The sequence below is a fragment of the Stenotrophomonas sp. FW305-3-2-15-E-LB1 genome, from assembly GCF_058787375.1.
On record NZ_JBYSZR010000007.1, the window covers coordinates 105,456 to 129,501 of the forward strand.

At 67.3% G+C, this 24,046-nt stretch carries 27 protein-coding genes; 14 read left to right on the forward strand and 13 right to left on the reverse strand.

Going from position 1 to position 24,046, the window contains the following annotated elements:
* Window positions 1-41: 41 nt before the first annotated feature.
* Window positions 42-251: a cold-shock protein gene (locus AC3WL7_RS07540; RefSeq protein WP_079222449.1), complete on the reverse strand. Its 210-nt coding sequence runs from the start codon at window positions 249-251 to the stop codon at window positions 42-44.
* Between the two features lie 234 nt (window positions 252-485).
* Between AC3WL7_RS07540 and AC3WL7_RS07545 the strand changes: the two genes are divergently transcribed.
* The 3 genes from AC3WL7_RS07545 to arsC all read left to right on the forward strand — a co-directional run bounded on the left by AC3WL7_RS07545 (window position 486) and on the right by arsC (window position 2,594).
* Window positions 486-971 carry a DUF456 domain-containing protein gene (locus AC3WL7_RS07545; protein ID WP_200732173.1) on the forward strand — a complete coding sequence of 162 codons (486 nt, stop codon included), beginning with the start codon at window positions 486-488 and terminating at the stop codon, window positions 969-971.
* 121 nt (window positions 972-1,092) lie between these two features.
* Window positions 1,093-2,253, forward strand: a complete 1,161-nt coding sequence (locus AC3WL7_RS07550) for a phospholipase A (protein WP_492749887.1) — start codon at window positions 1,093-1,095, stop codon at window positions 2,251-2,253.
* The gene (arsC, locus tag AC3WL7_RS07555; RefSeq protein ID WP_492749888.1) at window positions 2,253-2,594 is read left to right on the forward strand and encodes an arsenate reductase (glutaredoxin); all 342 of its coding nucleotides are present in this window, start codon (window positions 2,253-2,255) and stop codon (window positions 2,592-2,594) included. The genes AC3WL7_RS07550 and arsC overlap by 1 nt, the downstream gene beginning before the upstream one ends.
* 81 nt (window positions 2,595-2,675) lie before the next feature.
* Here arsC and AC3WL7_RS07560 read toward each other — a convergent pair whose 3' ends face one another.
* The 3 genes from AC3WL7_RS07560 to AC3WL7_RS07570 form a co-directional block, all read right to left on the reverse strand.
* Window positions 2,676-3,311, reverse strand: a complete 636-nt coding sequence (locus AC3WL7_RS07560) for a glutathione S-transferase family protein (RefSeq protein ID WP_492749889.1) — start codon at window positions 3,309-3,311, stop codon at window positions 2,676-2,678.
* Between the two features lie 37 nt (window positions 3,312-3,348).
* Complete coding sequence (locus AC3WL7_RS07565) at window positions 3,349-3,681, reverse strand: hypothetical protein (RefSeq protein ID WP_079222454.1); 333 nt, start codon at window positions 3,679-3,681, stop codon at window positions 3,349-3,351.
* 119 nt (window positions 3,682-3,800) lie between these two features.
* Entirely contained in the window at window positions 3,801-5,318 is a 1,518-nt protein-coding gene (locus AC3WL7_RS07570; RefSeq protein WP_492749890.1) for a fumarate hydratase, read from the reverse strand.
* Between the two features lie 148 nt (window positions 5,319-5,466).
* On the opposite strand from AC3WL7_RS07570, the gene AC3WL7_RS07575 reads away from it, so the two are divergent.
* From AC3WL7_RS07575 to AC3WL7_RS07590, 4 genes are all read left to right on the forward strand, one after another.
* Window positions 5,467-6,363 (forward strand): RNA polymerase sigma-70 factor, encoded by an 897-nt coding sequence (locus AC3WL7_RS07575; RefSeq protein WP_492749891.1) that lies wholly within the window; start codon window positions 5,467-5,469, stop codon window positions 6,361-6,363.
* 36 nt (window positions 6,364-6,399) lie between these two features.
* Window positions 6,400-6,849, forward strand: a complete 450-nt coding sequence (locus AC3WL7_RS07580; RefSeq protein WP_079225289.1) for a carboxymuconolactone decarboxylase family protein — start codon at window positions 6,400-6,402, stop codon at window positions 6,847-6,849.
* 236 nt (window positions 6,850-7,085) lie between these two features.
* Window positions 7,086-8,939 (forward strand): ABC transporter ATP-binding protein, encoded by a 1,854-nt coding sequence (locus AC3WL7_RS07585; protein WP_313420665.1) that lies wholly within the window; start codon window positions 7,086-7,088, stop codon window positions 8,937-8,939.
* 94 nt (window positions 8,940-9,033) lie between these two features.
* The gene (locus tag AC3WL7_RS07590; RefSeq protein WP_049434844.1) at window positions 9,034-9,813 is read left to right on the forward strand and encodes a ferredoxin--NADP reductase; all 780 of its coding nucleotides are present in this window, start codon (window positions 9,034-9,036) and stop codon (window positions 9,811-9,813) included.
* A 129-nt stretch (window positions 9,814-9,942) separates the two neighbouring features.
* On the opposite strand, the gene AC3WL7_RS07595 is transcribed toward AC3WL7_RS07590, so the two are convergent.
* Entirely contained in the window at window positions 9,943-10,422 is a 480-nt protein-coding gene (locus AC3WL7_RS07595; RefSeq protein WP_200732165.1) for a glutathione peroxidase, read from the reverse strand.
* 140 nt (window positions 10,423-10,562) lie between these two features.
* Here AC3WL7_RS07595 and AC3WL7_RS07600 point away from each other — a divergent pair, with 140 nt between their 5' ends.
* Complete coding sequence (locus AC3WL7_RS07600; RefSeq protein WP_492749892.1) at window positions 10,563-12,731, forward strand: M3 family metallopeptidase; 2,169 nt, start codon at window positions 10,563-10,565, stop codon at window positions 12,729-12,731.
* Between the two features lie 189 nt (window positions 12,732-12,920).
* On the opposite strand, the gene cfa is transcribed toward AC3WL7_RS07600, so the two are convergent.
* Genes cfa through AC3WL7_RS07615 form a run of 3 tightly spaced genes read right to left on the reverse strand, consistent with a single transcriptional unit; the run spans window position 12,921 to window position 15,274 of the window.
* A complete protein-coding gene (cfa, locus tag AC3WL7_RS07605; protein WP_492749893.1) occupies window positions 12,921-14,036 on the reverse strand; it encodes a cyclopropane fatty acyl phospholipid synthase in 1,116 nt (371 codons plus the stop codon).
* A gap of 17 nt (window positions 14,037-14,053) precedes the next feature.
* The gene (locus AC3WL7_RS07610; protein WP_492749894.1) at window positions 14,054-14,935 is read right to left on the reverse strand and encodes a DUF3298 and DUF4163 domain-containing protein; all 882 of its coding nucleotides are present in this window, start codon (window positions 14,933-14,935) and stop codon (window positions 14,054-14,056) included.
* 36 nt (window positions 14,936-14,971) lie between these two features.
* Window positions 14,972-15,274 carry a GNAT family N-acetyltransferase gene (locus AC3WL7_RS07615; protein ID WP_492749895.1) on the reverse strand — a complete coding sequence of 101 codons (303 nt, stop codon included), beginning with the start codon at window positions 15,272-15,274 and terminating at the stop codon, window positions 14,972-14,974.
* A gap of 210 nt (window positions 15,275-15,484) precedes the next feature.
* On the opposite strand from AC3WL7_RS07615, the gene AC3WL7_RS07620 reads away from it, so the two are divergent.
* Window positions 15,485-15,649, forward strand: coding sequence for a hypothetical protein (locus tag AC3WL7_RS07620; protein ID WP_492749896.1), 165 nt, complete (start codon window positions 15,485-15,487; stop codon window positions 15,647-15,649).
* A gap of 43 nt (window positions 15,650-15,692) precedes the next feature.
* On the opposite strand, the gene AC3WL7_RS07625 is transcribed toward AC3WL7_RS07620, so the two are convergent.
* Window positions 15,693-16,316 carry a rhomboid family intramembrane serine protease gene (locus AC3WL7_RS07625; RefSeq protein WP_079222462.1) on the reverse strand — a complete coding sequence of 208 codons (624 nt, stop codon included), beginning with the start codon at window positions 16,314-16,316 and terminating at the stop codon, window positions 15,693-15,695.
* A 12-nt stretch (window positions 16,317-16,328) separates the two neighbouring features.
* Window positions 16,329-17,894 (reverse strand): POT-type proton-dependent oligopeptide transporter, encoded by a 1,566-nt coding sequence (locus AC3WL7_RS07630; protein ID WP_283221534.1) that lies wholly within the window; start codon window positions 17,892-17,894, stop codon window positions 16,329-16,331.
* A gap of 161 nt (window positions 17,895-18,055) precedes the next feature.
* Here AC3WL7_RS07630 and AC3WL7_RS07635 point away from each other — a divergent pair, with 161 nt between their 5' ends.
* Window positions 18,056-18,907, forward strand: coding sequence for an endonuclease/exonuclease/phosphatase family protein (locus AC3WL7_RS07635; protein ID WP_492749897.1), 852 nt, complete (start codon window positions 18,056-18,058; stop codon window positions 18,905-18,907).
* 98 nt (window positions 18,908-19,005) lie between these two features.
* On the opposite strand, the gene AC3WL7_RS07640 is transcribed toward AC3WL7_RS07635, so the two are convergent.
* Window positions 19,006-19,617: a superoxide dismutase gene (locus AC3WL7_RS07640; RefSeq protein ID WP_079222465.1), complete on the reverse strand. Its 612-nt coding sequence runs from the start codon at window positions 19,615-19,617 to the stop codon at window positions 19,006-19,008.
* Between the two features lie 222 nt (window positions 19,618-19,839).
* On the opposite strand from AC3WL7_RS07640, the gene AC3WL7_RS07645 reads away from it, so the two are divergent.
* Together AC3WL7_RS07645 and AC3WL7_RS07650 are read left to right on the forward strand one after the other, a co-directional pair.
* Window positions 19,840-20,301, forward strand: coding sequence for a guanyl-specific ribonuclease (locus AC3WL7_RS07645; protein WP_492749898.1), 462 nt, complete (start codon window positions 19,840-19,842; stop codon window positions 20,299-20,301).
* A complete protein-coding gene (locus tag AC3WL7_RS07650) occupies window positions 20,298-20,711 on the forward strand; it encodes a barstar family protein (RefSeq protein ID WP_079222467.1) in 414 nt (137 codons plus the stop codon). Before AC3WL7_RS07645 ends, AC3WL7_RS07650 begins: the two co-directional genes overlap by 4 nt.
* A gap of 68 nt (window positions 20,712-20,779) precedes the next feature.
* Here AC3WL7_RS07650 and AC3WL7_RS07655 read toward each other — a convergent pair whose 3' ends face one another.
* The gene (locus AC3WL7_RS07655) at window positions 20,780-22,543 is read right to left on the reverse strand and encodes a hypothetical protein (RefSeq protein WP_492749899.1); all 1,764 of its coding nucleotides are present in this window, start codon (window positions 22,541-22,543) and stop codon (window positions 20,780-20,782) included.
* Window positions 22,544-22,553: 10 nt separating this feature from the next.
* Entirely contained in the window at window positions 22,554-23,153 is a 600-nt protein-coding gene (locus AC3WL7_RS07660) for an NfuA family Fe-S biogenesis protein (protein ID WP_079222469.1), read from the reverse strand.
* 90 nt (window positions 23,154-23,243) lie between these two features.
* Here AC3WL7_RS07660 and AC3WL7_RS07665 point away from each other — a divergent pair, with 90 nt between their 5' ends.
* Both AC3WL7_RS07665 and AC3WL7_RS07670 read left to right on the forward strand, forming a co-directional pair.
* Window positions 23,244-23,594, forward strand: a complete 351-nt coding sequence (locus AC3WL7_RS07665; RefSeq protein ID WP_079222470.1) for a 4a-hydroxytetrahydrobiopterin dehydratase — start codon at window positions 23,244-23,246, stop codon at window positions 23,592-23,594.
* On the forward strand, window positions 23,591-24,007 hold the full coding sequence (locus AC3WL7_RS07670) for an energy transducer TonB (protein WP_079222471.1): 417 nt from the start codon (window positions 23,591-23,593) through the stop codon (window positions 24,005-24,007). Before AC3WL7_RS07665 ends, AC3WL7_RS07670 begins: the two co-directional genes overlap by 4 nt.
* Window positions 24,008-24,046 lie beyond the last annotated feature (39 nt).

The window sequence follows — 24,046 nt, forward strand, 5'->3', positions numbered from 1 at the left end:
CGCTTGCGCGGGCCTTTTTCGTGCAGCACGCTGCAGGCCGTTCAGACCGGCTCTACGGCATCTGCCTGCAGGCCCTTCTGGCCCTGCACGACGGTGAAGGTGACCTTCTGGCCTTCCTTCAGGCTCTTGAAGCCCTGGGTCTGGATGGCACGGAAATGCACGAACACGTCTTCGCCGTTTTCACGGCTGATGAAGCCGAAGCCCTTTGCATCGTTGAACCACTTGACGGTACCGGTCTCGCGATCAGACATCTCACTCACTCCCTGGTGACTCTCTTGTTGTTGGAAACGCCTGTTGGGCGGCTGACAAGCAAGGGGGAAGCGAGGTGCAACGATGCAGCGGATCGAAGAGATCTTGCTTCATCAGGCCACGATCCACGGTGACCTTGCCAAGCTCAGCGACTGCAACTTAACCCGACCAAAACGAAAAAGCAACTGCCAAAATTCTTCACTGTCAACCCCAAAAAGACCACCATACTGGACAGCATGGACCTCTCATTCATCTTGTATCTGCTAGCGGTCATTTTTGTCCTTGTGGGTATCGCCGGCATCATCCTGCCGGCGCTTCCGGGCGTGCCGCTGGTCTTCGTCGGACTGCTGCTGGCGGCATGGGCCGACGGCTTCGCACATGTCGGCTGGCCCACCCTGGTCGTCCTCGGCGTGCTGACCGCGCTGTCCCTGCTGGTCGATGTCCTGTCCACGGTGGTCGGGGCGCAACGGGTGGGCGCCAGCCGCAAGGCCCTGTGGGGCACCTTCATCGGCAGCATCGTGGGCCTGTTCTTCATGCCCGTCGGCCTGTTTGCCGGCCCCCTGCTGGGCGCCCTGCTCGGCGAGTACTGGCACACCCGCGAGCTTGGGCGCTCGACCAAGGTCGGCCTGGCCACCTGGCTGGGCATCCTGCTGGGCCTGGCACTGAAGCTGGCCGTGGTGATCGCCATGCTGGGCCTGTTCGCCTTTGCCTGGTTCCTGTAACCGCGCCGCCTTCACGCCACGCGCACGCCCGCGCCGGGCATAAACCAAGGGGCTGGCCGTTGCCACGGGCAGCCGCCACACTGTGCGTCTTCCCGTATTCATCCCTGAAGGGCCTGCTGCAATGACCCTCCCCACGCTGCTCCCCCGCTTCGCGCCGCTGGCGCTGGCCCTGGCCCTGGCCAGTGCGCCGCTTGCCGCGCAGGAAATCGCGCCCACTTCAACCGCCACGCCGGCCGGCTGCGCCGCCGTCGACAGTGACGCCGCGCGCCTGGCCTGCTACGACCGGCTGTTCGGCCGCAACGTCCAGGCCACGGCCGAGGCGGACGCCGCCGCCCAGCAGGCCGCACAGGCCCTGCGCGAACAACGCCAGGCGTCGCGCCTCAGTCAGGGCGAAGAAAAGCTGCGCACCCGCGTGGGCGACCTCTTCCGCCCGGCGCCGGACGACAGCGCCCTGGCCAACGCCGGCCGCGGCTCGCTGCTGGACAGCCGCTGGGAACTGGCCGAGGACTCCAAGCTGGGCCCGTTCCAGCTGCGCGCCTACAAGCCGGTCTACCTGTTGCCCGCCTTCTGGACCAGCGACAAGAACCAGATGCCGCAGTCGCCGAACCCGGCCAACAGCGTCACCACGCCGCAGGTGCTGGACAGCACCGAGCTGAAGTTCCAGATCAGCTTCAAGACCAAGATCGCCGAGAACCTGTTCGGCGACAACGGCGACATCTGGGCCGGCTATACCCAGAGCTCGCGCTGGCAGGCCTACAACGCCGAGAATTCGCGCCCGTTCCGCGAAACCAACTACGAGCCGGAAGTGATGATGGTGTTCCGCAACGGCTACTCCATCGGAGGCTGGCGTGGACGGATGACCGGCATCGGCCTCAACCACCAGTCCAACGGCCGGCCCGACCCGCTGTCGCGCAGCTGGAACCGGGTGATGCTCAACATCGGCCTGGACCGTGAGAACTGGGCGCTGGTGCTGCGCCCGTGGTACCGCATTCCCGAGTCGCGCAGCGAAGACAACAATCCGGATATCGAAGACTACATGGGCCGCGGCGACGCGACCCTGATCTGGAACCGCAACGGCCATGAAGTCGCGCTGATGGCGCGCCATTCGCTGCGCACCGGCGACCGTTCGCACGGCGCGCTGCAGCTCGACTACGGCTTCCCGATCAGCAACCTGCTGCGCGGCCATATCCAGGTGTTCGATGGCTACGGCGAGAGCATGATCGACTACAACCACAAGGCCACCTACGTGGGCGTGGGCGTATCGCTGCTGGAGTGGTTCTGATGACCGTGACGATCTGGCACAACCCGGCGTGCAGCAATTCGCGCGGCGCCCTGGCGCTGATACGCGAAGCCGGCATCGAGCCGGTGGTGGTTGACTACCTGGGCGCCCCGCCCGACGTGGCCACCCTGCGCCAGGTGCTGGCCGAATCCGGCCTGGCCGCCATCGACTTGGTGCGCAGCAAGGAGCCGCAGTTCGTTGAACTCGGCCTGGCCGGTGCCGATGAAGCCACCCTGCTGGGCGCCATGGCCGAGCACCCGCGGCTGATCAACCGCCCCATCGTGCGCACCCCGAAGGGCACGCGCCTGTGCCGCCCGCCGGAGCGCGTCCTCGACCTGCTGTAGGTAGCGTCGACCGTTGGTCGACTGTCGCACGCAGGGCGGAGTCGACCAACGGTCGACTCTACCCCGCCATGACGCAGGCAATTACAGCCAGTCGGTGATGCCTTCGCGCCGGTAGGTCTCGATGAATGACGGTCGCGCCTTCAGGCGCTGCGCGTAGACCTTCAGCACCGGCAGGCTGTCTGCCGGGGTAGGCATGTTGCGCGACCAGCGCATCAGCATCACCAGCATGAAATCGACCACGCTCGGCGCTTCGCCCAGCACGTACGGCCCCTGCGTCTGCAGGTGCGCGGCCATCCGCTGCCACGCGGCTTCCAGGCGCTGGCGCGCCATCGCCTGGGTGGCGGCGACGTTGTCCTCTCCGGCGGCTTCATGCGGGTAGAACCACGCGCGGTAGGCGGGCTGCAAGGTGTTGGCGCACCAGAACATCCAGCGGTATGTCTGGCCGCGCGCGGGCGTACCCGGCGCCGGCAGCAGTCCCGCCTCGGGGTGGCGGTCGGCCAGGTACAGCGCGATGGCAGCCGCTTCGGTCAGCACCTGGCCATCGATCTGCAGCGTCGGCACCACGCCTGCCGGGTTCAACGCCAGGTACGGCGCCGCCTTGTGCTCGCGCGTGTCGAAATCCAGCAGCACCAGTTCGTGCTCGATGCCCAGTTCGACCAGCAGCCAGTGCACCACCAGCGAGGCGGTGCTGACAGACCCATACAGCGTAGTGCGCATGCGACGACTCCGGTTGCGGGAAGCGCCGATTATGCGCTCAACCGCCGCCGCACGAGGCCATGCAGCTGTCGGCGTCCTGGCTGCAGCTGATCAACGGCGACTGGTCCATGCAGGCCTGCGCCTGTGACATGCACGAGCGCCGCATCTCGTCATCCTTGATCCGGTCGCACTTGCTCGCCGCCTGCGCATCGCAGGTCGAGCGGCGGTCCGAATCGGAGCGGGCCAGGCAGGCGTTGCGGTACTGCTGGCACGCCATCACGCATTGCGCGCTGGCGTTGTTGCCGGGTGCGCCGTCGTACAGATCGCCGCCACTGCTGCAGGCGGCGAGGGAAACAACACACAGCACGACAAAGCCACGGAACAATGACATTGGACACTCCCTGTTCAATACACCGGAAAAACGCCAGCCGAGCCTAGCAATGCAGACCTTCGTGCGGCGTTAAACAAAAAACGGCGCCCTGCGGCGCCGTTCTTCTGCTCCCGGTGGAATTACTCCACCACCACCGGAATCTTGCCGATGCGGGCCTGCCATTCGCGCGGGCCGGTCTTGTGCACCGATTCGCCGGTGGAATCGACCGCCACGGTCACCGGCATGTCCTGAACGGTGAATTCGTAGATCGCTTCCATGCCCAGGTCAGCGAAGCCGACGACCTTGGCCGCCTTGATCGCCTTGGACACCAGGTAGGCCGAACCACCGACGGCCATCAGGTAGGCCGACTTGTGCTTCTTGATCGCCTCGATGGCGGCCGGGCCGCGCTCGGCCTTGCCGACCATGCCCAGCAGGCCGGTCTGTGCCAGCACCTGCTCGGTGAACTTGTCCATGCGGGTGGCCGTGGTCGGACCGGCAGGGCCCACCACTTCGTCGCGCACCGGATCGACCGGGCCGACGTAGTAGATGAAGCGACCCTTCAGATCAACCGGCAGCGCCTCGCCCTTGTTGAGCATGTCGACCATGCGCTTGTGCGCGGCGTCGCGGCCGGTCAGCAGCTTGCCGTTGAGCAGCAGGGTCTGGCCCGGCTTCCAGTTGGCCACGTCTTCCGGGGTGATCGTATCCAGGTCCACGCGGGTGCCCTTGGACGCGTCGTAGGTCAGCTTCGGCCAGTCTTCCAGCGACGGCGGGTCCAGCATCACCGGGCCGCTGCCATCCAGGGTGAAGTGCGCATGGCGGGTGGCCGCGCAGTTCGGGATCATCGCCACCGGCAGGTTGGCCGCGTGGGTCGGGTAATCGTTGATCTTGATGTCCAGGACGGTGGTCAGGCCACCCAGGCCCTGTGCGCCGATGCCCAGCGCGTTGACCTTCTCGTACAGCTCCAGGCGCAGTTCTTCGATGCGGTTGGACGCACCACGGGCCTGCAGCTCGGTGATGTCGATCGGCTCCATCAGCGCTTCCTTGGCCAGCAGCATCGCCTTTTCAGCGGTGCCGCCGATGCCGATGCCCAGCATGCCCGGCGGGCACCAGCCAGCGCCCATGGTCGGCACGGTCTTCAGCACCCAGTCGACGATGGAATCGGACGGGTTGAGCATGGCGAACTTGGTCTTGGCCTCGGAACCACCGCCCTTGGCGGCGACGATGACGTCGACGGTATTGCCCGGCACCACCTTGACGTTGACCACGCCCGGGGTGTTGTCCTTGGTGTTGATGCGCTTGCCGGCCGGATCAGCCAGCACCGAGGCGCGCAGCTTGTTGTCCGGGTGCAGGTAGGCGCGGCGCACGCCTTCGTTGGCCATGTCTTCCACGCCCATGGTCGCGTCGTCCCAGCGCACGTCCATGCCGATTTCCAGGAACACGGTGACGATGCCGGTGTCCTGGCAGATCGGACGGTGGCCTTCGGCGCACATCCGCGAGTTGATCAGGATCTGGGCCATCGCTTCCTTCGCGGCCGGCGACTCCTCGCGCTCATAGGCGGCGGCGAGGTTCTTGATGTAGTCGACCGGGTGGTAGTACGAGATGTACTGCAGCGCGTCGGCGATGGACTGGATGAGGTCTTCCTGCTTGATCGATGTCACGGCTTGCTCGCTTGCTCGAGGCTGGCGGGGGGTAATCCGCCCATTTTACCCCCTCCCCCGGCCGCAGGGGTGGTAGTGCCGGCCGCTGGACGGCAAGATCGCACGACGTCCGTGTCACGCTTCATCCCTCCCCGGCGTCCTGGTCGACATGAACACTGAAGCCACCTTCCAGGCCCACCGCCCGCGCCTGATGGCACTGGCCTACCGCCTGCTGGGCAGCCGCAGCGATGCCGAGGACGTGGTCCAGGATGCCTGGCTGCGCTGGTCCGGCGCCGATGCGTCCGCCGTCCGCGACCCCGAGGCCTGGCTGGTCACCACCACCACCCGGCTGGGCCTGGACCGGCTGCGCGCGGCCCGGCGCGAGCGGGTCCACTACGTCGGCCCGTGGCTGGCCGAGCCGCTGGAGATCAGCCTGGAACCTGAACCGTCCAGCGACCCGGCCCTGGCCCATGCCCGCGCCGATGAGGTGTCGGTGGCCTTCCTCACCCTGCTGGAGCAGCTCGGCCCGGAGGAACGGGCCGCCTTCCTGCTGAAGGAGGCCTTCGACCACGACTACCGGCAGATCGCCGCCCTGCTCGGCCTCAGCGAACCGAACTGCCGCCAGCTGGTACACCGGGCAAAACAGCGCCTGCAGGCCGGGCGGCCGCGCTTCAACGCCGACGCCGGCCAGCACCGGCAGTTGCTGGCGCGCTTCATGGACGCCACCCAGCAAGGCGACAGCGAGGCCATCCAGGCGCTGCTGCATGCCAATGCGCGGCTGGTGTCCGATGGCGGCGGCGTGGTCACCGCGGCGGTGCGCCCGCTGCTGGGCGCCGAGCGCATCGGCCGCTTGTTCTGGGCCATCGCGCGCCGCGACCTGGGCCATACCGCGCAGCTGGGCTGGGTCAATGGCGAGCCGGCGATCCTGCGCTTCCAGGGCGATCGCCTGCACTCGGTCACCACCATCGAAGTGGCCGATGGCCGCATCGCCAACGTGTACAGCGTGCTCAATCCGGAAAAGCTGCACGGGACTGTCACGAACGCGGACGGTGCGGCGTCCTTGTAATGAAAGACGGCCACCGTGGCCGTCGTGGAGCTGAAAATGTCCGACCACGCCTCTCCCCGCGTCCCCTACACCCGCCTGGCCGCCGAGGCCTTCAAGGGCCTGCTGGCCACCAGCAAGGCGGTGCATGACAGTTCGATCGACCCGACGCTGATGGAACTGCTGTTCCTGCGCGTGTCCCAGCTCAATGGCTGCGGCTACTGCATGGACATGCATGGCACCGCGCTGCGCAAGGGCGGCATCGAGCCGCGCAAGCTGGACACCCTGCCGGCCTGGCATGAAAGCCGTTTCTTCGATGCGCGCGAACGTGCCGCGCTGGGTTGGGCCGAGGCCCTGACCCGGCTGACCGAAGGCGCACCTTCGCAGGCCGCATTCGATGCGCTGGCACCGCACTTCGATGAGAAGGGCATCAGCGACCTGAGCATGGGCATTGCGGTGATCAATGCCTGGAACCGGCTGGGCGCGGGCCTGCTGCCGCCGCTGCCGTAAAGGGGGGGTTCCGGCCGGGCTGCCGCCCGGCACCCGCAGAGGCGACAGCCGGAGCAAGGGCAACGTCAACGGCTGGCGTTCTGGGGAATGGCGGGGTGGGTCAGCTGCTGTTGGTGGGTGCCGACCGTTGGTCGGCACGGTGGATTCATGCCATGGATGGAGGACGGGGTCAGAGCCCTTTGCGCTGCAAAGGGATCTGACCCCATCTGCACGCCGCACGCGCGCACAATGGCGGCATGCCTGCTGCCCCCGAGAAGAAACCGAGCCTGCGCCAGCGCTTCAAGGCGATGCGCAACCTGCCGCCCTTCCTGCGCCAGGTGTGGCAGACCAGCCCCGCGTTGACCCTGACCAGCCTCGGCCTGCGCCTGATCCGCGCGTTGCTGCCGGTGGCGATGCTGTACGTGGGCAAGCTCATCATCGATACGGCGCTGCACCTGAGCCAGCACGACGCCGGCTTCCCGCCGCTGGGCGAGGCACTGTCCAGCGGCGTGCTCAATCCGCTGCTGGGCCTGCTGGCGCTGGAATTCGGCCTGGCCATCGCCTCGGACCTGCTCGGCCGGCTGGTCAGCTATGCCGATGCCCTGCTGTCGGAACTGTTCGCCAACGCCACCAGCGTGCGCCTGATGGAACACGCCGCCACCCTGGATCTGGAGGACTTCGAAGACCCCGACCTGCAGGACAAGCTGGACCGCGCGCGGCGGCAGACCATGGGCCGGATGAACCTGATGAGCCAGTTGTTCGGCCAGGTGCAGGATGCGATCACCGTGGCCAGCCTGGCGGTCGGCCTGCTGGTCTATGCACCGTGGCTGATCCTGCTGCTGGCCCTGGCGCTGGTGCCGGCCTTCATCGGCGAATCGCATTTCAACGCAGCCGGCTACAGCCTCAACTTCCTGTGGACGCCCGAGCGGCGCCAGCTGGACTACCTGCGCCAGCTTGGCGCGAGCGTGGAAACGGCCAAGGAAGTGAAGATCTTCAACCTGCACCGCTTCCTGGTGGATCGCTACCGGCGGCTGTCGGCGGCGCTGTTCCTGGCCAACCGGGCGCTGGCGCGGCGGCGCGCGTTCTGGGGCACGGTGCTTGCCGCACTGGGCACGCTGGGTTACTACACCGCCTATGCCTACATCGCCTGGCGCACGGTGCGCGGTGATTTTTCCATCGGCGACCTGACCTTCCTCGCCGGCAGCTTCCTGCGCCTGCGCCAATTGCTGGAAGGCCTGCTGATCGGCTTCTCGCAGGTGGCCAGCCAGGCGCTGTACCTGGACGACCTGTATTCGTTCTTCCAGATCGAACCGGAAATCCATTCGCGCGAGGGCGCGGTGGCCGTGCCGCGGCCGATCCGCGAGGGCTTCGTGTTCGAGAACGTGGGCTTCCGCTACCCGGATGCCGAGCAATGGGCGGTGCGCCACCTCGATTTCCAGCTGCACGCCGGTGAAGTACTGGCCCTGGTGGGCGAGAACGGCGCGGGCAAGACCACCCTGGTCAAGCTGCTGGCGCGCCTGTACGAACCGGACGAAGGCCGCATCCTGCTCGATGGCCGCGACCTGCGCGACTACGACCTGGACGACCTGCGCGCCAACCTGGGCGTGATCTTCCAGGACTTCGTCCGCTACAACCTGACCGCTGGCGAGAACATCGGCGTCGGCCAGGTGGAGGCGATGGCCGACCAGGCGCGCATCGCCGATGCCGCGCGCCGGGGCATGGCCGAAGAAGTGATCGATGCCCTGCCCGGTGGCTACGGGCAGCTGATCGGCCGCCGCTTCAAGCAGGGCGTGGACCTGTCCGGCGGGCAGTGGCAGAAGATCGCCATCGCCCGTGCCTGGATGCGCGACGCGCAGGTGATGATCCTCGACGAACCGACTGCCGCTCTCGATGCACGCGCCGAATTCGAGGTGTTCCAGCGCTTCCGCGAACTGGCCGACAAGCGCACCGCGGTGCTGATCTCGCACCGTTTTTCCTCGGTACGCATGGCCGACCGCATCCTGGTGCTGGCCGAGGGCCGGCTGGAAGCCAGCGGTACCCACGACGAACTGATGGCCCAGGGCGGGCGTTACGCCGAGCTGTTCGAACTGCAGGCCGCCGGCTACCGCTGAACGGCCCTGAGAACGCCTCTCGTTCCGGATAATGAGAACCCCTCTCATTTGAGGTAGAATGGCGGGGACGACTCCATTGCCTGAATGTGCCCCCATGTCTTCCGCTTTCGGCGCCGAAACGGTGCTTGAGGTCCGCCACTGGACCGATGCCTACTTCAGCTTCACCCTCACCCGCGACAGCGGTTTCCGTTTCGAGAACGGCCAGTTCGTGATGATCGGCCTGGAAACCGAGGCGCGGCCGCTGCTGCGCGCGTATTCCATCGCCAGCGCCAACTGGGAAGAGCACCTGGAGTTCTTCAGCATCAAGGTGCAGGACGGCCCGCTGACCTCGCGCCTGCAGCACATCAAACCGGGTGACAAGGTGCTGGTCGGCAAGAAGCCCACCGGCACCCTGCTGATCAGCGACCTGCACCCGGGCAAGAACCTGTACCTGCTGGGTACCGGCACCGGCATGGCACCGTGGCTTTCGGTCATCAAGGACCCGGAAACCTACGAGCGCTTCGAGAAGGTGATCCTCTGCCACGGCGTGCGCTACGAAAAGGACCTGGCCTACCGCGATTACTTCGAGAAGGAACTGCGCGAGCACGAGTTCCTCGGCGAGATGATCGGCGACAAGCTGCTGTACTACCCGGCCGTCACCCGCGAGCCGTTCGCCAACCAGGGCCGCCTCACCCAGCTGATGGAAAGCGGCGAGATGCAGCGCACCCTCGGCCTGCCCGAACTGAGCCCGGAAAACGACCGCGCGATGATCTGCGGCAGCCCGCAGATGCTGGCCGACCTGCGCACCGTGCTCGATGCGCGTGGCTTCCAGGTGTCGCCGCGTATCGGCCAGCCGGGCCACTACGTGTTCGAACGCGCCTTCGTCGAAAAGTAACCTGCAACGCGGTAGAGCCGGCCGCTGGCCGGCTTGCGCGCCCAGCGCGCCTGCGTTGCCTGCTCGAACAACAGCCGAGCATGGGCTCGGCTCTACAGGTAGCGCCGGGCCATGCCCGGCGGATGACGGTCAGAGCAGCGCTTCGATCGCGCTGCGCAGCTGCTCCGGTGCGGTGGTCGGCGCATAGCGCGCCACCACCTGCCCCTGCCGGTCGAGCAGGAACTTGCTGAAATTCCACTTGATGCGGGCGATGCCGAGCAGGCCGCGCTTCTCGTGCGACAGCCACGTCCACAGCGGGTCGGCACCCTCGCCGTTGACCTCGATCTTCTGCGACAGCGGGAAACTGACCGGATAGTCCAGCGAACAGAACTGGCGGATCTGCGCCGCGTCACCCGGCTCCTGCCCGCCAAACTGGTTGCAGGGGAAGCCGATCACCACCAGGCCACGGTCGCGGTACGCCTGCCACAGCTGCTCCAGGCCGGTGTACTGCGGGGTGAAGCCGCAGCGGCTGGCGACGTTGACCAGCAGCATCGGGCGGCCCTGGTACTGCGCCAGCGCCTGCGCCTGGCCGTCCAGGTCCACGAAACCGAAGTCGAAGGCGTTGGGCATGGCATGCGGTCCGGGTGGGGTGTCCCATGGTAATCCCAGGCCGTGCCGGTTGGCGCTGCCGGGCATGCCTTTTGACACAAGTGGCGCCCGCCCCGGGCGGGTTACCCTCGGGCACTTGTTTGCCTTACCGGAGTACCGCCTTGACCACCCGCCTTGCCCTTGCCGTGGCCATGACCCTCGGCCTTGCCCTGCCCGCCTATTCGGCCAGCGCCGCCACCCCGGCCGCTGCTGCCAACGCCCAGCAGGCCAACCCGTTCTTCGCCGAAAGCCCGCTGCCGCTGCACTTCCCGCAGTTCGACAAGATCAAGGACAGCGACTTCGCCCCGGCCTTCGACGCCGGCATGGCGCAGCAGTTGAAGGAAGTGGAGGCGATCGCCAACACCAAGGCCAAGCCGACCTTCGACAACACCATCATCGCCCTGGAAAAGAGCGGTGACGTGCTGGACCGCGCGACCACCGTGTTCTTCAGCCTGGTCGGCGCCGACACCAACGATGCGCGCAAGAAGCTGCAGGCCGACTACTCGGCGAAGTTCGCCGCGCACAGCGATGCGATCGCGCTGAACGGCAAGCTGTTCGCCCGCATCCAGGCGCTGTATGACACCCGCAACCAGCTGGGCCTGGACGCCGAAGGCGTGCGCCTGGTCGAGAAGTACTACGACAACTACGTGCGCGCCGGCGCCAAGCTGTCCGAGGCCGACAAGGCCACGCTGAAGGGCATGAACGCCGAGCTGGCCAACCTGGGCACGAAGTTCAGCCAGAACGTGCAGTCGGAAGTGAACGCTTCGGCGATCACCGTCGACGACGTCAAGCAGCTCGACGGCCTGTCCCAGGAACAGATCGCCGCCGCCGCCGAAGCCGCCAAGGCCCGTGGCCTGGACGGCAAGTACGTGATCACCCTGCTCAACACCACCGGCCAGCCGCCGCTGACCAACCTGGCCAACCGCGCGCTGCGCCAGAAGATCTACGAAGCCTCGATCACCCGCGGCAGCCGCGGCGGTGAGTTCGACAACACCGCGCTGGTCTCGCGCATCATGCAGCTGCGTGCCGACAAGGCCAAGCTGATGGGCTTTGCGAACTTCGCCGCCTACAACCTGACCAATCAGACCGCCAAGACCCCCGAAGCGGTCAACGCGATGCTGGGCAAGCTGGCCCCGGCCGCCGTGGCCAACGCCAAGCGCGAAGCCGCCGACCTGCAGGCGATGATCGACAAGGAACAGAAGGCCGCCGGCAAGAAGACCTTCGCCCTCGAGCCGTGGGACTGGGCGTTCTACAGCGAGAAGGTGCGCCAGGCCAAGTACAACTTCGACGAATCCCAGCTCAAGCCGTACTTCGAAATGAAGAACGTGCTGGAGAACGGCGTGTTCTTCGCCGCCAACCAGGAATTCGGCCTGACCTTCAAGCAGCGCACCGACCTGCCGGTCTACCACGACGAAGTCACCGTCTATGACGTGTTCGATGCCGACGGCAGCCAGCTGGCGATCTTCATCTTCGACCCGTACGCGCGTGCGTCCAAGCGCGGTGGCGCCTGGATGAACTCCTACATCTCGCAGTCCAAGCTGACCGGCTTCAAGCCGGTGGTCGCCAACCACCTGAACATCCCCAAGCCGCCGGCCGGCCAGCCGACCCTGCTGACCTGGGATGAGGTGAGCACCACCTTCCACGAGTTCGGCCACGCCCTGCACGGCATGTTCTCCAACGTGAAGTACCCGTACTTCTCGGGCACCGCCGTGCCGCGCGACTTCGTCGAGTTCCCCTCGCAGGTCAACGAAATGTGGGCCGACAACCCGGCCATCCTGAAGAACTACGCCAAGCACTACCAGAACGGCTCGGCGATGCCGCAGGCGCTGCTGGACAAGGTGCTGGCCGCGGCCAAGTTCAACCAGGGCTTCGCCACCACCGAGTACCTGGGTGCAGCGATGCTGGACCAGAACTGGCACCAGCTGGCAGCCGACAAAGTGCCGGCGGCCAAGGACGTGATGGCCTTCGAGCGCGCCGCGCTGGAGAAGGACGGCATCTACTACGCGCCGGTTCCGCCGCGCTACCGGACCCCGTACTTCAGCCACATCATGGGCGGCTACTCGGCCGGCTACTACGCCTACATCTGGTCGGAAGTGCTGGACGCCAACACCCAGAAGTGGTTCAAGGACAACGGTGGCCTGAGCCGCAAGAACGGCGACCACTTCCGCGCCACCCTGCTGTCCAAGGGCGGCAGCGTGGATGCCATGCAGCTGTTCCGCGATTTCGCCGGCCACGAGCCGCAGATCGAACCGCTGCTGGAAAAGCGTGGCCTGACCGGCGCCGGCAACTGATCGCCCGCGCAGTCGCATGAAACGAAAACCGCCCGGGAGACCGGGCGGTTTTTTTAGGGCCATCCACGCATGGCGTGGATCTACTACGGAAACCATCCACGCATGGCGTGGATCTACTGCGGCATGTGCGCGTGGCGTGGGGTTGCGTGATGCCAGTAGATCCACGCCATGCGTGGATGTTTGTTCCGATCAACGCGGCGCCACGTACCCGCCGCGCACGCCTTCCGGCGACAGCACCAGCTGCCACAGCTGCGCATGCCGGCAGCGGAACGTGGCCATCGACCCGGCCAGGTAGAACCGCCACATGCGGCGGAAATGCTCGTCGTAGCGCGCATCCAGCTGCGGCCACGCCGCTTCCACGTTGCGCCGCCAGGCCTGCAGGGTCAGGTCGTAGTCGGTGCCGAAGTTGTGCCAGTCCTCCAGCACGAAGCGCCCCTCGAAGGCCCGGGTGATCTGCACCGCTGAAGGCAGCATCGAATTGGGAAAAATGTAGCGGGCGATCCATGGGTCGGTGCGGTGCCGAGACACATTCGTGCCGATGCTGTGCAACAACAGCAACCCGCGGGGCGACAGGCAGCGCCGGGCCACCTCGAAGAAGCTGTCGTAGTTCTTGTCACCCACGTGCTCGAACATGCCGATGGAAAACACCGCATCGAACGGCTCGTCCAGTTCGCGGTAATCCTGCAGGCGGATCTCGATCGGCAGGCCAGCGCACCGCTCGCGCGCGTAGGCCGCCTGCTCCTGCGAAATGGTCACGCCCACGCCACTGACGCCATGGCGCTCGGCGGCAAACTTCAACGCCTCGCCCCAGCCACAGCCGATGTCGAGCACGCGCTGGCCCGGCCGCAGGCCCAGCTTGCGGCAGACCAGGTCTAGCTTGGCCTCCTGCGCGGCATCCAGGTCGGCGGCATTGCGCCAGTAGCCACAGCTGTAGACCATGCGCCTACCCAGCATGGCCCGGTACAGGTCGTTGCCAAGGTCGTAATGGCGGCGGCCGACCTCATAGCTGCCCTGCCCGGCCTGCAGGTTGAACAGCCGCGCCTTCAGTGCATCGGCCACCTCGCGCCAGCCATGCACGCGTTCGTCCAGGTGCGCCATCATCAGGTGGACCAGGAAGTCATCCAGGACGTTGGCATCCCACCAGCCGTCCATGTAGCTCTCGCCCAGGCCGAGCGAGCCGTGGCCCATGACCCGCGCGAAGAAGCGCGGGTCATGCACCTGGATATCCTGTGGCTGGGTGCCGCCAATGCGGACCCCGGCTTCCTGGAGCAGGTCGGCAACCCGCTCCTGCAACCCTGTATCCACGCGTCCTCCGTCTGCGGTTACCCGCGTGCGAACAGCGCCACGTAATCCTTGGCCACGTGCGGCAGCAGCACTGCGGCCGGCACATCGGCCGTCTGTGTACCGTCCGAATACGGGCCCACCTGGTAGGGCGGGAACACAAAACGCAGCGCCGTGATCTGGCCCTTGTCGTCGGTCAGCGGCTGGAACTGGCTGAAGTTCTCGGCCTGTGGGCCAGTGCCCTCGGCAATCATCCGCGAGGCGTTGCGCAGCGATTCCTGCAGGTCCGCCGGCTCCATGTCCTCACCGCTGAGGCGGGTGGCCACGCGCTCGCGCAGCTGGTCGGCAACGAAATCGCTGATCGCCTTCCAGCCCTTGTCATCGGCCACCAGCGTGCTGGCGCTCAGCATCTGCTGCTGCTGCGGCAGCCACACGAAGCGCGCCACCAGCGGCTCGCCGTGGGCGCCACCGGTATAGCGGCTGCCATCGGCACTGACCACCACCAGCTGCGGGGTCTCCAGCACCTTCTCGAAGCTCAGCGACAGCTCGTAGGGCATGGTCGGCTTGTCGTTGCCCAGGCCGTCCAGCGCCTGCTGCAGATCGCCGCGGGCGGAGGTGGCGTATTCCTGCAGCGCGCGCGCCAGGCCCGGGTAGCGATCGATGCCGGCCGGGTAGCTGATGCCGACGACTTCGCGTTCGTTGTTCTCCACCACATCGCGCAGATCCAGCGGTGCTTCCGTGGCAGGCGTGGGTTCGGTCGCGGTGGCTTCTGCCGCCGGCGCCGCCTCGGGGGCCGGAGCCGCCTCTTCGCCACGCTGGCAACCGGCCAGCAGCAGCACGCCCATTGCGCCGGCCAGCGCGCTCGCACGCAGTGGCCGGTTGTTTCCAGTCTTCATCGGGATCCCCTGTTCATGTTCGTACATCATCGCCTGCGATGGCTGAAGCGTGGCCCGCTGCATTCAGCCTACCAGCAGGTCGTGAAACTCCTCGTGGCGCTGCAGGAAGGCCTCGGCGTAGGCGCAGGCCGGCACCACCTTGTACTTGTGCTCGCGGGCGAAGCGCAGCGCGACGCGGGTCAGCTCACCGGCGATGCCGCGGCCGGCGATCGGCTCGGGCACCTCGGTGTGGGTGATGACCATGCGCCTGCGCTTGATCTGGTAGTCCAGCAGCGCCCGCTGTCCACGCACACGGGCGATGAAACGGTGGTTGGCCTGGTCGTGCTCGACCTCGTAGGCCAGACCGGGGGGCGTGACCGAAGCCATGGGACTGTCTCCTGCGACGACTGCGCGCATGGTGCGCAGCGGGGCGCCATGACCGCGTGAAGCCTGAACAGGGGCAGGTCTGGACGGTTTGCGTCATATCCCGCCCTCAAGCTGCAGCAATGGCGGCCGCTAACCCCTCTGGAGGGATACGGCCCGATTGGCACGCCCCTTGCGAATGTTGCCCCTGTGTCATGCCTTTGGAGGCCCGCCATGCACCCCACCGATTCCCACACCGACACCGACCACGCCCTGCTGGAGGGCCTGCTGCAGCTGGCAGTGGAAGGTCAGACCGACGACCAGGATTTCCAGCGGATCGGCGAGGAAGTGTTCTCGCGCCTGCTCGACACCTACGGCCAGCAGACCCGGGCGGCCTGAGCCGCCACGCGGGCCGGATCCTGAGGGATCCGACCCGTGCCCCTCAGCGGCCGAACCCGAAGGTCGGGTTCGACAGCTGGGCCAGGAAGTGGCTGAAGATGGCCGGCTGCATGGCCAGCATGAAGATCACGCCAAAGGCGGCACCGGCGAGGTGCGCGCTGTGGTTGATGCGGTCACCGCCACGCTTGTCCATCCAGATGCTGTAGCCGACGTAGAACACGGCATAGATGATGGCCGGCGCGGGAATGAAGAACACCAGGATGATCGTCCACGGGCTGAGCAGGATGAAGGCGAACAGCACCGCCGACACCGCCCCCGATGCACCCAGGCTCAGGTAGTTCGGGTTCTTCTGGTTCTTCAGGTAGCTGGGCAGGATCGAGACCAGCAGCGCGCCCAGGTAGAACGCCGGGTAGGTCAGCCAGCTGCCGGTCAACGCCAGCATCACCTTCTCGATCTGCCCGCCGAAGAAGAACAGCGTGATCATGTTGAAGATCAGGTGCGACCAGTCGGCGTGGATGAAGCCGTAGGTGATCAGGCGGTCGTACTGGCGGTGGCGATCCACCGCCGGCGGCCACAGGATCAGGCGGTCGGCCAGCTTGCGGTTGTTGAACGCCATCCACGACAGGACGGCGGTGATGGCGATCAACAGCAGATTGACGGGGGTCATGTCAGCTCAGGCTCAGGCAGTGCGGTAGTTGTCGACCATACGATAGCGTTTTGCATACCAACCGAAGGCCAACGCCGCAACGAACGCGAAACCAGCGAAGAAGAACATCAGGAACGCCGCCTCGCTGAGGCCGGTCCCGGCGATCTTCTCGGTCACCGTGTGGTTGCGCACCGCTGCATTGGACAGCAGCACCCACAGGTTGCCGATGGTGGTGGTCAGGTTCCAGAAGCTCATCACCACGCCCTTCATGGCCTGCGGCGCCTGGCTGTAGGCGAACTCCAGGCCGGTGGCCGAGACCAGCACCTCGCCGAAGGTCAGCAGCGCATACGGCAGTATCTGCCAGAAGATGGACATGGCGTTGCCGCCGTCCATCACCACCTGGATGCCGCCCACCACGATCCAGGCCAGGCCGCTGAAGGCGATGCCGGCGGTCATCCGGCGCAGCGCGGTCGGCTCGAAGCCGAAGCGGCGCAGGGCCGGGTACAGCACCAGGTTGTTGAACGGGATCAGGATCATCACCAGCAGCGGGTTCAGTGCCTGCATCTGCGAGGCCGTGAACCAGCTCGGCATCTGCATCTGCTGGCCCTGCAGCACCCAGGTCGAGGCCTTCTGGTCGAACAGCGAGAAGAACGGCGTGGTCAGCGCGAAGATGACCAGCACGCGCAGCACCGAGCGCACGCCTTCCACGGCCTCGGCCGGGTGCTGGGCACGGGCGCGGTCCAGCTGCATCCAGGTGCCGCCGCCGATGCCGGCCAGGATCAGCACCAGCGCGATGCACAGGCAGATGACGATGCCCAGGCTGCCGACCAGCCCCAGCGACGCGACGGCCAGGACCACGCCGGCCACGGCGATGGCCAGGCCCGGACGGCCCTGACCGGCCACGTGCGTGGTCAGCGCGGTGCGCACCACGTTGGCGAACGAATGCGGATCCTTCGGCGGCAGCGGCACCAGCACGTAGCGCTTGCGGCCCAGCCAGAACACGAAGGTGGCGATGAACATCAGGATGCCCGGGATGCCGAACGCCCACTGCGGGCCCCAGTTCTTCAGCACCAGCGGGATCAGCAGCGAGGCGAACAGCGAGCCGAAGTTGATGATCCAGTAGAAGGCATCGAAGACGAACTTGGCCAGGTGCTTGTTGCTCTGGTCGAACTGGTCACCCATGAACGAGGCCACCAACGGCTTGATGCCACCGGCGCCCAGCGCGATCAGGCCCAGGCCGAGGAAGAAGCCCTCGCGGCTGTTCTCGAACAGCGCAAGGCAGAGGTGGCCGGCGCAGTAGACCAGGCTGAACCAGAGGATGGTGTGGTACTTGCCGAAGAACCTGTCGGCCAGCCAGCCACCGAGCAGCGGGAAGAAGTACACGCCGATCATGAAGCTGTGCATGATGTCCTTGGCTTCACCGGCGCGGCCTTCTGCAGTGATTTCCTGCAGCAGCAGCGAGGTGATCAGGAACTGCACCAGGATGTTGCGCATCCCGTAGAAGCTGAACCGTTCGCAGGCCTCGTTGCCGATGATGTAGGGGATCTGGCGCGGCATCTTTCCCTGGCCGGCGATGGGGGCGACTGCGTCGTGGCTCATCCTGTAAGGCATTCCTGCAAAGCGAAAGCCGCAAGTTTACGGAAGGCGTGCTTGCGAAGCACGCTGCAGGGCTGCATGACAGCGCCGCCGATCCGTGGCAGGCCGCCGCGACCCTGCCGGAAGTCACGGCACATGCACGGCAAAAGCGTAAACTTATCGTTATGCGCCGCCTTCCCCCTGCCCGCCTCCTGCTCGGTTGCTTCGTGCTTCTGCTGGCCGTGCCCGCGTGGGCGCGACCACAGGCCACGCCGCTGGCCGGCGGCGCGGGCGACGAGGGCAGCCAGCTGACCGTGGCCGCACTGGAACTGCCCAGCCGCGATGACGCGCTGTGGAAGCAGCGCCGCGAGCAGGTGCTGCAGCTGCTGGCCGAACTGCAGCCGGATGTGATCTCGGTGCAGCAGGTACTGCAGCAGCAGGGCCGCAATCCCGCCTGCTGGCTGGCCAGCCGGCTGCGCTACAGCTGTGATTTCGTCACCGCCGACCCGCCCAGCCAGCCCCTGCGCCATGGCAACGCCATGCTGACCCGCCTGCCGGTGAGCGAGGACGGGGTAACCCTGCTGCACCCGCCGGGCACCTTCAGTGCCGCCGGCATGATGCGCGTGCGGCTGGGCGATGCCCAGCTCAACGTCTACGTGGCCCGCCTGCGCCCGGACCCGGACGAGGCCACGGCGCGCCAGCACCAGACCAGTGACCTGATGACCTGGATCGGCGCCACCGCCGAGGGCATGCCGAGCCTGATCGCCGGTGATTTCGCTGCCGGCACCAGCGAACTGGTACGCAGCACGCCCGGCTTCCAGCCGGCCCGGCGCAACCCCGGCGGCAAGCCGGAAGCACCGGCCGCCAGCGGCGGCGGCGCCAGCGGCCACGGCCTGGACGTGCTGTTCCAGGTCAAGCATTTCGGCGGCATCCGCCAGCAACCGATCCTGCTGCCCGCCGACGGCGACCTGCCCGGCCTGCGGCTGGGGGTGATGGCCACGCTGCGGCTGCAGGGCGTGCCGGCTACAACCGAATGAACGCACCGCTGCGCTCGCCGGGCATGGCCCGGCGCTACCGCGGAAAGCAAAAAGGCCGGGGTTTCCCCCGGCCTCTTCGTTTCATGCCGTTACGGCAATCAGGCGATCGCTTCCTGGTAACGGCGCTCGACTTCATTCCAGTCGATGACGTTGAAGAACGCGCCGATGTATTCCGGGCGACGGTTCTGGTACTTCAGGTAGTACGCGTGTTCCCACACGTCCAGGCCCAGGATCGGCGTGTTGCCTTCCATCAGCGGGCTGTCCTGGTTGCCGGTGCTTTCCACCACGACCTTCTTGTCCGGGGTCACGCTCAGCCAGGCCCAGCCGCTGCCGAAGCGGGTCAGTGCGGCCTTGGTGAAGGCGTCCTTGAACTTGTCGAAACCGCCCAGGTCCTTGTCGATGGCCTTGGCCACGTCGCCGACCGGGTTGCCGCCGGCGTTGGGAGCCATCACGGTCCAGAACAGCGAGTGGTTGGCGTGGCCACCACCGTTGTTGCGCACCGGACCCTGCAGGTTCTCCGGCAGCGACTTCAGCTTCTTCACCAGCTCTTCGACCGGCAGGTCAGCGTACTCGGTGCCTTCCAGCGCCGCGTTGACGTTGTTGATGTAGGTCTGGTGATGCTTGGTGTGATGGATTTCCATCGTTGCCGCATCGATGTTCGGTTCCAGCGCGTCGTAGGCGTAGGACAGCTTGGGCAGGGTGTAGGCCATGATGCATCTCCTGATAGCGAGGGCACCCGACGGCGTCGTCGGGCGGTGCGCGTTGAATGATGGGGACAGACCGCCAGATTACCAAGGGGGATGTAAAGGAAATTGCGTCCTGCAGGTGATTGCACTGGCAATTGTTACGCAGCGGTGACGCATCGGCCGATCCTCATGCACGGTGCAGCGCGCAGGCGCTACAGTGCACGCATTCCCTTCGCCCGCCCGCCCATGCGCAACCCCCGGCTGTTGATCACCGCCATCGCCCTGCTGCTGCTCGGCCTGGTCGCCAACCATTTCCTGCAGCGGCCACCGGCACCGCAGTTCGCACCGGACCTGCAGGGCGCGGCCAACCGCAGCGCACCGGCTGTGCATGGCAGCGGCGGCGACCGCAACGACGGCCTGCCCGGCTTCCTGCCGGCCGAAGCGCGCCAGACCATCGCCCTCATCCAGCGCGGCGGCCCCTACCCGCACCGCCAGGACGGCACCACCTTCGGCAACCGCGAGCAGTGGCTGCCGCAGCGGCCGCGCGGCTACTACCGCGAGTACACGGTCGACACCCCCGGTGCCTCCAACCGCGGCGCGCGCCGCATCATCACCGGCGGCGATCCGCCGCAGGCGTGGTACTACACCGACGATCACTACGATTCGTTCCGCAGCTTCACCGTACCGGCCCCGGGAGAACGCCCATGAGCCACGACGATTTCGGCCTCGGCCTGCATGACATCAACAACGCCGGCGTCTACGCCATCGACACCGGCGACATCAGCGACCTGGCGGCGGCCATGCGCGATGCTTCGCTGAAGGTGATCCGCATCGACCTGCACGGCGTGGCCGACAAGCGCACCCTGCTGGCGCGGCTGGCCGCACAGCTCGATTTCCCGGCTGGCTTCGGCGGCAACTGGGATGCGCTGGCCGACAACCTGCGCGACCTGCAGTGGCTGCCCGCACCGGGCTATGCACTGTTCCTGGCCGACGTGGATGCGCTGCGCGCAGGCGCGGCGAAGGATTTCGACACGCTGCTGGATGTGATGGACGAAGCCAGCCGCGACTGGGTCGGGCGTGACGTGCCGTTCTGGGTGTTCCTCTCGCAGAGCGAGTGAGCGGTAGCGCCGGGCCACGCCCGGCGAGCGCGCAGCGCGGCATGCGGCATGCGGCAGACCGTCCGCCGTTACCGGCTGCCGTTGTCTTCCTGCAGCTCTTTCTTGAACGGGATGTCCGGTGGCGGCCTTGCCACCGCCGGCTGGTCCTGCATGTTCGGGTCGGTCAGGCCGCAGCCACCACCGGCCTGCAGGATCGAGATCACGCAGGAGATCTTCGTGCTGGTACCCGGCAACGGGATCTCCATCGCCTTGACGCCCTTGCGCACCCATTCGGCCAGCAGCGATTCCTGCGGCACCCAGTACTTGTCGAACGAGGTGGGCGTGTAGTCGTACGGCGGCCGCTTCAGCCATCGGCCCGACTCGGCGATGCGCTCTTTGGTCCAGCCATCGTTGGCCCCACCCGGGGCACCACGCTCGGCCTCACCCTTGCCTTCCCCGCCCGGCACCTTGACGCTGCCATCGGCATTGAACAGTCCCTGCCCCGCACCCTGCGTGCTGGCCTGCGCTGCACCGCTGCGCGCGCCGTCACGGTTGCGGTCCGAGGCACCCCAATCGTCGCCCTTTGCCGGCGTTGCCCAGTTGCCCGGGTCCGGCGCAGGACGCGCACCGGCCTGCGCGGGGGTCGCCGAACTGGCGGCCGGTCGCGCCGATGCCGTAGTGGATTGGCGGGCCGCACTGCCGGCCGGGGCCGGCGCCGGTGCATTGCTGGCGCCACTGGAGGGCGACGGCGCAGCGACCGGCGCGTTGGCCACGCTGCGTTCGCGCACCTGCACCTCACGACCGGTCGGCGCACGCACGCTGGGTTCGCGGCCAGGCACGGCCGCCATGCGCACCTGCGGGTCGACCACCGCCTGCACTTCGCGCTCGCGCACCTGCACCTCGCGCTGCTGCGGCAGGCGTACCTGCACGTCGGCGCTGCGCACCGGCTGCGGCGCCACCGGAGCTTCCAGCGTGGCGACCTCACGCTCCTGCACCTGCACCTCGCGGACCGCCGGGGCAGGCACGGCCAGCGGCACCTGCCGCACCTGCATCGGTACCGTTGGCGCCTGCACGGTCTGCACGCTGCGCTCGCGCACGGCGGGCGTGGTGTCACGCGGCACGATGTTCACTTCGGTACGCGGCACGCTGACCGGTGGCACCACGAAATCAGTGGTGGCCTCGGCCACTTCGGTGGCCTGCACCGGTGTCGACGGGGGCGAAGCCTGCGGCGCGGGTTCGCTCTGCACCGGCGGTGGCGGGGTCACCGCGGCGCTGGCGGCCACGGCCGGGGCGGCGGCGGCAGGCGCGGCCGGCTGCGGACGTGGCGCACTGGCCTCGCCCGCCGGCTGGCCACTGGCCACCGCACCGACTTCGGCAGCGGCCGCCGCCTCGGCGCCGGGCTGGTCGCCGCCGCCTTCCTGCGCACCACGGCCGACAAATTCAATCTGCACGCGCTCACCTTCGGCACCGGCATCCTCCGGCGCACGGGTGCGGATCACCGCCACCCACAGCAGCAACAGGAAGAACAGCAGGTGCAGCAGCGCACTGGCCACGGCCGAGGTCCAGCGCATCCAGCGCTGGTCGCGCGGGGCCGGCTCCCAGTCCTGCCACAGCAGGCGCCGCGCAGCGCCCCATGGGCCCAGAGGCGGCAGCACCCCGGGACGACCGGGCAGCGGTCGTGGCAGCAGCACCGCGATCACATCGCCGGCGTGGAACGGCCGCGCGATCGGTTTCAGCGAGCGCAGCCAGATCGCCCAGCCATACGGCAGGCGCGTGCGTTTTTCGAGGATGAGGGGGTGCTGCTGGCGCGCCAGCAGCAGATCGATGAGTTGCTCGGCTCTGGGCAGAGGCACGCGTTGGCGATCAGGCGGCGTTGCCGCGAGGGATGTACGGCGCGTGGCCGCTGTCATGGTCGGTCGCATCGCGCACGGCGGTGACGCCCGGCACGCGGCCCATCAGGGTCTTCTCGATGCCCTGCTTGAGCGTCACGTCGGCCATGCCACAGCCCTGGCAGCCGCCGCCGAAGCGCAGCAGCACCACGCCATCGGCCGAGACTTCCTGCACCGCGACCTTGCCGCCATGCGACGCCAGCTGCGGGTTGACTTCGTTTTCCACGACCCAGTGCACGCGCTCGACCAGCGAGGCGGCTTCACCGGGCGCTTCGCCCTTGATGCGCGGGGCCTTGATGGTCAGCTGCTGGGTGCCGGCGTTGCCCGGCACGATGTCGATCTCGGCACCGTCGAGCCAGCCCACGCTGAGTGCGTCGACGTAGAGGGTGAAGCCATCGCAGTCCACCGCCCACTCGTCACCGAGCAGGTCGCTGGGTTCGGCGAACTCCAGGCGGGCGTCTGCGCGCGGGGTGCCGGGGTCGACGGCGCTCAGGCGCACGCCCATGCCGGGCACGCCCTCGCGTTCGATCAGCTTGCGGAAGTGGGTCTGGGCAGTGTCGGAGATCTGGATCATCAGGCTATTCTAGCCAAGTCAGCGTCGGTCGCTCATACGGTTTATACACCGCCCGGCGCATTGTTCAGTCAACACGAGGTGGAGGAACCCATGTCCGACCTGATTCCGCTGGCGCAGGCGCGTTGCGTGCCGCGCAAGGGCAGCGATCACAAGCTGGGCGAGGCCCGCCTGGCCGAACTGCTGCCGCAGGTGCCGGGCTGGGAACTGGCCGAGGCCGGCCAGGCGCTGGTGCGCACGTTCCGCTTCAAGGATTACTACGCCACCATGGCCTTCGTGAACGCGCTGGCCTGGATCGCCCACCACGAGGACCACCACCCGGACCTGGGCGTGCATTACGACCGCGCCGTCGTGCGCTACTCCACCCATGACGTGGGCGGGCTGAGCGAGAACGACTTCATCTGCGCAGCCAAGACCTCGGCCCTGACGGAGCACGTGAAATGAATGTTCGACTGCTGAGCCTGTCCCTGCTCGCCGCCACCGGCCTGGCCGGCTGTGGTTCGTCCGAGCCGCCGGCGCCGCCGGCCGCCCCGCCCACAGAGGTGGCGGCAGTGAAAACCCCGCCGCCGCAGTACCCCATGGAACTGGCCTGCACCGGCGTGGGCGGCACCAGCACCTTCAAGGTCACCATCGGCACCGATGGCCGCCCCAGCGAAGTCCTGCTGCTGACCGGCGCCGGCAACGCGCAGCTGGACGACCTGGCCAGGACCGCCGTGCAGGCCTGGGAGTTCAAGGCCGCCACCCGCAACGGCCAGGCCGTGCCCGCCACCATCCAGGTGCCGGTCAGCTTCAACCCGCCGCAGCCGAAGCCGGACCAGTGCTTCGCCATTGAAGAGCGGATGCGCCGCGGCGGCTGAAGGCCGGCGTAGCGACGAGGCCAGCCGACGCCCGCCTCG

Bases quoted from the DNA above. Each gene is read 5' to 3' on its own strand.
- AC3WL7_RS07670 (WP_079222471.1), top strand. From the start codon at position 23,591: ATGAATGTTCGACTGCTGAGCCTGTCCCTGCTCGCCGCCACCGGCCTG.
- AC3WL7_RS07660 (WP_079222469.1), bottom strand. From the start codon at position 23,153: ATGATCCAGATCTCCGACACTGCCCAGACCCACTTCCGCAAGCTGATC.
- arsC (WP_492749888.1), top strand. From the start codon at position 2,253: ATGACCGTGACGATCTGGCACAACCCGGCGTGCAGCAATTCGCGCGGC.
- AC3WL7_RS07575 (WP_492749891.1), top strand. From the start codon at position 5,467: ATGAACACTGAAGCCACCTTCCAGGCCCACCGCCCGCGCCTGATGGCA.
- AC3WL7_RS07565 (WP_079222454.1), bottom strand. From the start codon at position 3,681: ATGTCATTGTTCCGTGGCTTTGTCGTGCTGTGTGTTGTTTCCCTCGCC.
- AC3WL7_RS07635 (WP_492749897.1), top strand. From the start codon at position 18,056: ATGCGCCGCCTTCCCCCTGCCCGCCTCCTGCTCGGTTGCTTCGTGCTT.
- AC3WL7_RS07630 (WP_283221534.1), bottom strand. From the start codon at position 17,894: ATGAGCCACGACGCAGTCGCCCCCATCGCCGGCCAGGGAAAGATGCCG.
- AC3WL7_RS07615 (WP_492749895.1), bottom strand. From the start codon at position 15,274: ATGGCTTCGGTCACGCCCCCCGGTCTGGCCTACGAGGTCGAGCACGAC.
- AC3WL7_RS07650 (WP_079222467.1), top strand. From the start codon at position 20,298: ATGAGCCACGACGATTTCGGCCTCGGCCTGCATGACATCAACAACGCC.
- AC3WL7_RS07640 (WP_079222465.1), bottom strand. From the start codon at position 19,617: ATGGCCTACACCCTGCCCAAGCTGTCCTACGCCTACGACGCGCTGGAA.
- AC3WL7_RS07620 (WP_492749896.1), top strand. From the start codon at position 15,485: ATGCACCCCACCGATTCCCACACCGACACCGACCACGCCCTGCTGGAG.
- AC3WL7_RS07595 (WP_200732165.1), bottom strand. From the start codon at position 10,422: ATGCCCAACGCCTTCGACTTCGGTTTCGTGGACCTGGACGGCCAGGCG.
- AC3WL7_RS07545 (WP_200732173.1), top strand. From the start codon at position 486: ATGGACCTCTCATTCATCTTGTATCTGCTAGCGGTCATTTTTGTCCTT.
- AC3WL7_RS07665 (WP_079222470.1), top strand. From the start codon at position 23,244: ATGTCCGACCTGATTCCGCTGGCGCAGGCGCGTTGCGTGCCGCGCAAG.
- AC3WL7_RS07645 (WP_492749898.1), top strand. From the start codon at position 19,840: ATGCGCAACCCCCGGCTGTTGATCACCGCCATCGCCCTGCTGCTGCTC.
- AC3WL7_RS07590 (WP_049434844.1), top strand. From the start codon at position 9,034: ATGTCTTCCGCTTTCGGCGCCGAAACGGTGCTTGAGGTCCGCCACTGG.
- AC3WL7_RS07540 (WP_079222449.1), bottom strand. From the start codon at position 251: ATGTCTGATCGCGAGACCGGTACCGTCAAGTGGTTCAACGATGCAAAG.
- AC3WL7_RS07625 (WP_079222462.1), bottom strand. From the start codon at position 16,316: ATGACCCCCGTCAATCTGCTGTTGATCGCCATCACCGCCGTCCTGTCG.
- AC3WL7_RS07560 (WP_492749889.1), bottom strand. From the start codon at position 3,311: ATGCGCACTACGCTGTATGGGTCTGTCAGCACCGCCTCGCTGGTGGTG.
- AC3WL7_RS07610 (WP_492749894.1), bottom strand. From the start codon at position 14,935: ATGTACGAACATGAACAGGGGATCCCGATGAAGACTGGAAACAACCGG.
- AC3WL7_RS07580 (WP_079225289.1), top strand. From the start codon at position 6,400: ATGTCCGACCACGCCTCTCCCCGCGTCCCCTACACCCGCCTGGCCGCC.
- AC3WL7_RS07550 (WP_492749887.1), top strand. From the start codon at position 1,093: ATGACCCTCCCCACGCTGCTCCCCCGCTTCGCGCCGCTGGCGCTGGCC.
- AC3WL7_RS07585 (WP_313420665.1), top strand. From the start codon at position 7,086: ATGCCTGCTGCCCCCGAGAAGAAACCGAGCCTGCGCCAGCGCTTCAAG.